Annotated in this window: 7 protein-coding genes and 1 pseudogene; 4 read left to right on the forward strand and 4 right to left on the reverse strand. The window is 67.5% G+C overall.

Annotated features, from left to right (window positions below):
- Positions 1–101 precede the first annotated feature (101 nt).
- Positions 102–830, forward strand: coding sequence for a TetR family transcriptional regulator (locus tag KHO18_RS15010; protein ID WP_144195633.1), 729 nt, complete (start codon positions 102–104; stop codon positions 828–830).
- On the opposite strand, the gene KHO18_RS15015 is transcribed toward KHO18_RS15010, so the two are convergent.
- From KHO18_RS15015 to KHO18_RS15030, 4 genes are read right to left on the reverse strand one after another with little or no spacing between them, the layout of a single operon-like run.
- Positions 827–1,465: an N-carbamoylsarcosine amidohydrolase gene (locus KHO18_RS15015; RefSeq protein WP_144195635.1), complete on the reverse strand. Its 639-nt coding sequence runs from the start codon at positions 1,463–1,465 to the stop codon at positions 827–829. The genes KHO18_RS15010 and KHO18_RS15015 overlap by 4 nt on opposite strands.
- Positions 1,458–2,525 carry a M29 family metallopeptidase gene (locus KHO18_RS15020; RefSeq protein ID WP_144195637.1) on the reverse strand — a complete coding sequence of 356 codons (1,068 nt, stop codon included), beginning with the start codon at positions 2,523–2,525 and terminating at the stop codon, positions 1,458–1,460. Before KHO18_RS15020 ends, KHO18_RS15015 begins: the two co-directional genes overlap by 8 nt.
- 23 nt (positions 2,526–2,548) lie before the next feature.
- Positions 2,549–3,376 (reverse strand): alpha/beta fold hydrolase, encoded by an 828-nt coding sequence (locus KHO18_RS15025; protein WP_144195639.1) that lies wholly within the window; start codon positions 3,374–3,376, stop codon positions 2,549–2,551.
- A gap of 13 nt (positions 3,377–3,389) precedes the next feature.
- The gene (locus KHO18_RS15030) at positions 3,390–4,154 is read right to left on the reverse strand and encodes a maleate cis-trans isomerase family protein (protein ID WP_455154948.1); all 765 of its coding nucleotides are present in this window, start codon (positions 4,152–4,154) and stop codon (positions 3,390–3,392) included.
- Between the two features lie 320 nt (positions 4,155–4,474).
- On the opposite strand from KHO18_RS15030, the gene KHO18_RS15035 reads away from it, so the two are divergent.
- The 3 genes and pseudogenes from KHO18_RS15035 to KHO18_RS15045 form a co-directional block, all read left to right on the forward strand.
- Positions 4,475–5,635 carry an FAD-dependent monooxygenase gene (locus KHO18_RS15035; RefSeq protein WP_144195643.1) on the forward strand — a complete coding sequence of 387 codons (1,161 nt, stop codon included), beginning with the start codon at positions 4,475–4,477 and terminating at the stop codon, positions 5,633–5,635.
- A 90-nt stretch (positions 5,636–5,725) separates the two neighbouring features.
- The gene (locus KHO18_RS15040) at positions 5,726–6,235 is read left to right on the forward strand and encodes a (2Fe-2S)-binding protein (RefSeq protein ID WP_144195645.1); all 510 of its coding nucleotides are present in this window, start codon (positions 5,726–5,728) and stop codon (positions 6,233–6,235) included.
- 8 nt (positions 6,236–6,243) lie between these two features.
- A pseudogene (locus KHO18_RS15045) lies at positions 6,244–7,907 on the forward strand (alcohol dehydrogenase); the annotation flags it as partial.

A 7,907-nucleotide genomic window follows, 5' to 3' on the forward strand; every position in this document is an offset into this window, starting at 1 on the left:
ACACGGCCGGCGGAACGGGCGGGCGCAAGGAACCACACGGCTATACTTGCAACCACGCCATTTCGCCAGCGCACTGCTGGTTTCTCCAGACTACGGCAAGCATGCCAAACGACATCGCCCCCGCGCCTGCCCGACCGGGCACCCGTGCCCGCCAGGCCCAGGATACGCGCGCCAAGATCCTCAAGGCCGCCATCAAGGTCTTCGCCCAGAGCGGCTTCGACGGCGGACGCATCGAGACCATCTCGTCGCTGGCCAATACCTATGACCGGATGATCTACTACTACTTCGGCAGCAAGGAAAAGCTGTTCATCGAAGTGCTGGAGACCATCTACCTGCAACTCAATGAAGCCGAGCAGGCCCTGGAACTGGACCCCGAAGACCCGGTGCGCGCCCTCACGCAGCTGGTCGACTTCGTCTGGCGCTACTACCTCGATCACCCCGAGTTCGTCGCCATCCTGAACAGCGAGAACCTGAGCCGCGCCCGCCATGCCAGGAAGTCCGGCCGGCTCAACGAGATCTCGGGATACGCGTTGTCGGTACTCGACGGCATCCTGGCGCGTGGCCTCGATGCTGGCGTGTTTCAGCCCGGTCTCACCGCGCGCGATGTGTACCTGATCATCGCGTCGCTCGGCTACTTCTACAACTCGAACCATCATACGCTCAGCGCCTTCCTCGGCGAGCCGATCATGAGCGCGCCGGCGGTGACCCACTGGCGCGATGTGATCCAGCGCACCGTGCTCAACGCCGTGTGCCACGCCGTGGAAGTGCCCGCCGTCAGCACCACGCAGACGCCGCGCCGGCCGCGCGGGCGCCCGCGTCGCACCGCTTAGGCAGCCGCCTGCACCGTCGCGCCGATCGCCGCGAGGGCGGCGTCACGCGGCATCACCGTGGCGTACTTCTGCTCCATGTCGAACAGGTTGGCATCGTGCGGCCCGATGGCGCGGTCGCCCACGCAGTCGGACAGCACCAGCGGGCGGAAGCCATGCGACATCGCATCGACTACGCTGGCGCGCACGCAGCCGCTGGTCACGCAGCCGGCCACCAGCAGCGTCTGCACGCCGCGCTGCGCCAGCCACGCGGCCAGCGACGTGCCGAAGAACGCGGACGGCACCGTCTTGCGCACGACCAGTTCGCCGGGCGCCGGCGCCAGGGACGGTACGATCTGGCTGGCCGGGCCGTCTTCCTTCAGCGTCAGCATGCCCGGCACCTTCAGCGTGAAGATGTTGTGATCGGCGTCATCGTCGGCAAACACGATCCGGCTGTGGGCCACCGGCCAGCCCTGGGCGCGCGCGGTAGCCAGCAGCGGCTGCGTGTTGGCGATGGCTTCCGGGATATTGCCGCCGCCGAACACGGCCGGGTCGGCAAAGCCGTTCACGAAATCGATGATCAGCAGGCCGTACGGGGCCTTCGGCGCCATCGCCGTGCCAAAGCCCTGGCGGCGGTAGGTCTGGACTTCCTCATGCATGGGCAAACTCCTTCTCGGTTCGTGGCGCGCCGTCCAGCACCTTGCCAGCGGCCACCACGGGCTCGCCGTCGAGGCTGACGGTGCAATGGCGCAGCGGCATGTCAATATGGCAAGCGGTGGTCCGGCTGCCGCCCGCCTCGTTGTTCGGGCCGAACGAGCACAGGAAGTTGCCTTCGTACGCCCGGGCATCCATGCCGATGGTGGCCTCGCGGTCGTACATCGCCAGCGTCGACCACCGCGCGCGCGGCTGCAGGCCCCAGCCAATATGCGACATCGCGTACGACTCGGGATCGTTGAACGACGCCATGTAGTCCGCCAGCAATTCCGCGTCCAGACCGCCTTCGATGTGCGTGACGTAGCCGTCCTTCACGGTCACGTGAATCGGCTCCTGCACATAGGACTTCATCGGCAGCAGGATGTCGCCCCGATCGAGCACCAGATGGCCGCTCGTGCCGCCTTCATTGGGCCAGGTGAGGACGAAGCCGCTTGGCCAGTGGTCCCAGCGGCCCGGCTCGTCGACGAAGCCGTACTCGCTGATGGCCGGGAATTCGCCCAGCACGCAATGCAGGTCGGTGCCGGCTTCGGACGTGATGTGCATCGTCCGGGCGCGCGACAGGCGCTCGGTCGCGGCTTTCACGCGCGACCGGTCGGCTTCCGTGGGCACCAGCCGTGCCAGCACCTCGGGCGGTTCCACTGCCAGCAGGATCTTCGTGCCGGTAGACAGGATGTCATGCTGCTCGGGCGAGAACAGCAGCGTCATCAGGTCCAGCACCAGGTCGCTCGCCTTCAGCGCGGCAATTGCCGCCGGATTGCCGGTCAACGGCGTGGTGCCGAGATAAGCCAGCGCATCGCGGCTCAGCGCCTTCTCGCCATTGACGGGCGGCAGGTCGAGCCGGTTGACGATCGCGCCCATCGAGGCGGCGGCCACCAGCGCGGTGCGCAGCGTCTGCGGATGCGTGTCGGCGCCGGTCAGCACCGTCACGGTCTGCCCCGGTTCCAGCTTCGACAACGTAAGGACCTGCTTCCACGCGCAGGTCAGGTCATAGTCACTGACAGCCATGCTTGGCTCCTTGCGGGTTGTGCTCAGCCTGCGAGCGGTGCACCAAGAAAATCGCCGAATGCCGCGTAGAAGCCGGCTTCGTTGTCCCACGGGATCATGTGACCCGCGTCCGGCACCCGTACCTCGAGCAGGCCCGGGCGCAGCGTGCGCAACTCCTCGACGTCAGCCGGCAGCACCACGTCGCCGCGCGCGGCGGTGATCAGCAGCGTCGGTACCGCGACGTGCGGCAAGTCGGCGTGGATGTCATCGACGTGGAACCCTTCGAAGCTGGCCAGCATCGCGCGCTCGTCGCAGGTGTGCAGCCACTCGGCGCGCAACTGGCGCTGCGCCTCGGTCCAGGTGGGGCAAAAGGCCCGCATGCCTTCTGCATCGGTGCCCTGCACGGCCAGGCGGATCGAATCGACATACCACGGCAGTTGCGCCGGATAGGGGCGCCGCCCCGGCCCAGAAACGGGCGGATCGACCATCACCAGCCGCGTCAGCCCGGCCGGGCGGGCACGTGCCGCCCGGATGCCGATGCGGCCACCCATCGAATGGCCGACGATCTGGTAGCGCGCAAGGCCCAGCGCCTGGGCGAATGCCACCACGTCCGCCGCCTGTGCATCGAGGCTGTAGTCGAGCGAATCCCCAGCCGACGACAGGCCCCGTCCGCGCACATCGAGCACATAGGTATCGAATCGCTCGCCAAAACGCTCACCGACGAAACCCCAGGTAATGGCCGGGCTGGTGATGCCCGGGATGATGATCACCGCGTCGCGCCCTTCGCGCCCAGCGCCGGCGCCGCCGTAGCGCAGGTAGTGCTGGCGGATGCCGTTCGCGTGGACGTTGCCGCCGTACAGGAAAGTGCTCATGCCGCGCCCCTTCCTAGTAGGCGCCCGACAGCAGCGTGCCGCCGCCCGGCACCACCGCCTCGAGGTCCAGTTCCTTGAGCAGCGCATAGGTGGTGGCAATCGCGGCCGTGATCACGGGCTTGCCGGTCATCGCCTCGACCTTCTCCACCACCGGCAGCGACGGCATCTGCACGCAGGCGGACAACACCACGGCGTCCACATCCTTCGTATTCATCTCCGCCACGATGCCCGGCAGGCGGGACGGGTCATGGCGGCCGACCTCCAGGTTGTCCGGGATCTCGAGTGCACGCCACTCCACCACTTCGAAGCCCTCATGCTCGATGTAGTCGACCACCAGTTCGGTCAGCGGCTTCATATAGGGGGCGACCAGCGCGATCCGCTTGGCGCCGATCACCTTCAGCGCATTGACCAGCGCCCCGGCACTGGTCACCACCGGCGCCAGGCCGCCATTCTCTTCCGTGCGGGACTTCAGACGCACCTCCGACTGGCGGTGGTAGCCACGGCCCATCGACATGATGGCAACCAGACAGGCATAGCCGAGCACATCGACGCGGGCATCGCTGAGCTCCAGCGCGCAACGGTCCGATTCGGCATCCATGGCGGCCAGCTCTTCCTTCTTGACCGTCTTCATGCGCATGCGGCTGGAATGGAACGTGAAACGCTCCGGGCGCACCAGCTGGCGGGCGGCCAGCATGGCGGGGATCTCGGTTTCCATGGTGGTGTTGGAACTCGGGACGATCTGACCGATCCGGAAAACTTTCTGCACTTGTGACTCCATCGACTGTGTTGTCTGTCTACCCATCCGCCTCTGCTGGGCGGGACCTATGGCGCACGCCTTGGCACCTTTCAGCAAATTCTAGTGTACACACCTTATTTTTACAACAAGGCTTATCACCCGGAAACACGCACTCATTCAGTGCCTTCTGAATGAATGAATCCCGCTATTGGCGCATTATTTCGCCATTCGTGGGCATTGAATTAAATATGACGAACTTGCATCAGGGTTTTCCATAGGCATGGCAAAAGTCATCTTTACTTGGATTTTTATGGTGTGTACACTCGATTTCACGGTGACAGACCAACTTCAGGAGAGACGTCGTGCAAGGCAATACTCGGATCGCGGTTATTGGTGCAGGCCTGGGCGGGACGGCAGCGGCCGCCCTGCTCCAGCGTGCTGGGTTCAACGTGAAGCTGTATGAGCAGGCGCCAGGCTTCTCCCGGCTGGGCGCCGGCATTCACGTGGGGCCGAATGTCATGAAGATCCTGCGGCGCATCGGCATCGAGGATGCGATGAACCAGATGGGCTGCCACCCGGACTACTGGTACAGCCGCGACTGGAAGACCGGCGAGGTGATCGCCCAGATCCCCTTGGGCGACTACGCGCTGTCGCACTACGGCGCGAGCTACCTGACCGTGCATCGTGGCGACTTCCACGCCCTGATGACCGACGCCGTGGAACCGGCCCGCCTGGCCTTCAACAAGAAGCTGGAACGCGTGGAAGACCTTGGCGACGTGGTGAAGCTGACGTTCACGGACGGCACGGTCGAGGAAGCCGACATCGTGATCGGCGCGGACGGCGTCAATTCCCGCATCCGCGAGCACCTGCTGGGCGCCGAGCCGCCCAAGTACACCGGCTACGTGGCGCACCGCGCCGTGTTCCCGATCTCGCGCGTCAAGGGCTTCACGCACGACCGCTGCACCAAGTGGTGGTCTGACGACCGCCACATGATGGTGTATTTCGACACCAGCAAGCTCGACGAGATCTACTACGTGACCGGCGTGCCCGAGCCCGAGTGGGACATGAGCCGGAGCTGGGTGCCGAGCAGCATCGAGGAGATGCGCGCGGCCTTCGACGGCTGGCACCAGGGGGTGCAGTCGCTGATCGAAGGCACCGTGGAGGTCACCAAGTGGCCGCTGCTCGAACGCGACCCGCTGCCGCTCTGGAGCCGTGGCCGCCTGGTGCTGCTGGGCGACGCCTGCCACCCGATGAAGCCGCATATGGCGCAGGGTGCGGCCATGGCGATCGAGGACGCCGCCATGCTCACGCGCTGCTTCGTCGAGGCCGGCCTGCAGGACCACACCTATACGTTCGCGCTCTATGAGGCCAACCGTGCCGAGCGCGCCAGCAAGGTTCAGAAGGTATCGCACGACAATACGTGGCTGCGTACCAACGAGAACCCCGACTGGTGCTTCGGCTACGATGTATTCTCCGTACCGCTGCGCGAGCCGGCGGCCCGGACGGTTGCCGCGGCAGCCTGAGTTTCGCCCCTGGTAGCGGCGCCGCGCAGATCCCTTCAGGGACGAGCGGCGCCGGCACGAATTGCAACACTAACGCCCCCCAGACACTTGATGGCCACGCCCCGCCCGATCGTGTTGCGCGTGAACCGGGATACGCAGGAAGTCTGCGTAGACCCGGCAACGCCGTTGCTATACGTCCTGCGCAATGACCTTGCCTGCAATGGCCCGAAGTACGGCTGCGGGCTGGGCCAGTGCGGGGCGTGCACGGTACTGATCGACGGTCTGGCCGCCCGGTCGTGCATCGTGCCGGCCAGCGCCGCCGTGGGCCGGGCCGTGACCACGCTCGAAGGACTGGGCACGCGCGCGGCACCGGACCCGGTGCAGCAGGCCTTTATCGAGGAACAGGCCGCCCAGTGCGGCTATTGCCTCAACGGCATGATCATGAGCGCCAAGGCGCTGCTGGCTGCCAATCCCGATCCGTCCGAGACCGAGATTCGCGAGGCGCTGCGCTTCAACCTGTGCCGTTGCGGCACGCACGTCGAGATCCTGCGCGCGGTGCAACGCGCTGCCGTGCTGCAGCGCGAGGCCCACGCGCACGCGGAAATCGAGGCCATCCGATGAATGCCCGGATGAACGCCTCCGCAGGCGAGCCGATGGACGTTGCGGCGCCAACTGGCATGCTCCACGGCCATGCCGTGCGGCCGGCGGCGGGCATGGGCCGACTGACCGGCTTCGATGCGGACGCCGCGCGCCGCTGTGCGGGTGTGGTCGATGTGGTGGTGCGTGGCAACTTTCTGGCCGTTGTCGCGGCGATGCCGGAGCAGGCGCATGCCGGAGCCGTGGCGCTGCAAGCCCGCTGGGAGACACCGCGCGACACCCTCACCACCCCGCCGCAGATGCGTGCCGTCACCTCGCACGGAAACGCCACGCAAGTGCTGGCGCAAGGCGCCGGGCGCGTCGATGCCACCTATCGCTGGCCGCTGGCCAGCCCGCGTGCGGATGCCTGCGGCAGCGCCATCGCTGACTGGCAGCACGGCGCGCTGCATGTGTGGCTCGCCTGCACGCAGCCTGCCGCGTTGCGGCTGGAGCTGGCCGCATTGCTCGACATTGCCGCCGAGTCCATCCTCATCCTCTGCGACCCCGACCCACCGGCCCGGCACGACGCCTTCTGCGCCCGTCAGGCCGCCGCCGACGCGGCACTGATGGCGCATGCCATCGGCCGCCCGGTACGTACAACGTTTCGCGCCGCCGAGCTGGGCAATGACGGCCCGAAGCTGAGGCTCGACGTCAGCGCCACCCTCGCCCCGGCGTCGGCCTACACGATCGCAGCGACCGCCACGCCCGGAGCGGGCACCCCGTTCGCCCTCACGCAGACGGGCCGCGCCGCGCCCTACGCCGAAGCGTCCGGCGTGGATCCGGGCCTGGTGCCGCCGTATGCCGTGGAACACCTCGACGTATCGGCCGCGCAGCCGCTGGGCGTGCCCCCGGACATCGCCGCGCGCGGGCAGGTCTTCGCGCATGAATCCCATCTCGACGGACTGGCGGCCCAGGCCGGCATCGACCCCGTGGCGCTGCGCCTGCAATGGCTCGATGACCGCACGGGCAGCGGCCTGATCACGCGGGTGGCCGAGCAATCTGGCTGGCAAGGCCCGCTGAAAGGCCACAACGACGCCACGGCAGGCGTGCGGCGCGGGCGCGGCTTTGCCTATGCCAGCGTGATCGACATGGAAGACGGCCGGCCCGCGCGTACGTGGTCGGCCTGGGTGGCCGATGTCGAGGTCGACAGCCGGACTGGCGATATCCACGTCACGCGCGTCACCGTCGGCCATGAGCGGGAAGACATCGCGTCACGCGCCAAGGCGCCGACCACCACGCTGCCCGACGACATCGCCACCGCCACGCGGCAACTGACCACCGGCGGCCAACGCTACGACGACTGGGGCGATGGCGCGCCCGCCGAGCCGTCACCCGCCCTCGCGGTGTATGCGGCCGGCCACGACCTCGCCCCACAGACCCGCGTCGACATCGTCGGCACGCTGGCGGGTGGTGCCGCCGCTACCTTGCCGGCCGCCGCCGCCGTGGCCAATGCCATTCACGACGCCACCGGCGTGCGCCTGCTGGAGCCACCGTTCAGCGCCGGGCAGATCCGCCAGGCGCTCGAGCACAAGCCCAGCGCGAACAAGTCGCCGCGCAAGCGCGCCTGGCTGCTGGCCACCCTGGCCCCGCTGACGGCGCTGGCCGGCCTGTGTGCCACGGTCCTGCCGTGGCGCGCGCCCATCGCCCCGGTGGCGCC

The sequence above is a fragment of the Cupriavidus campinensis genome, from assembly GCF_905397395.1.
GTDB lineage: Bacteria > Pseudomonadota > Gammaproteobacteria > Burkholderiales > Burkholderiaceae > Cupriavidus > Cupriavidus campinensis.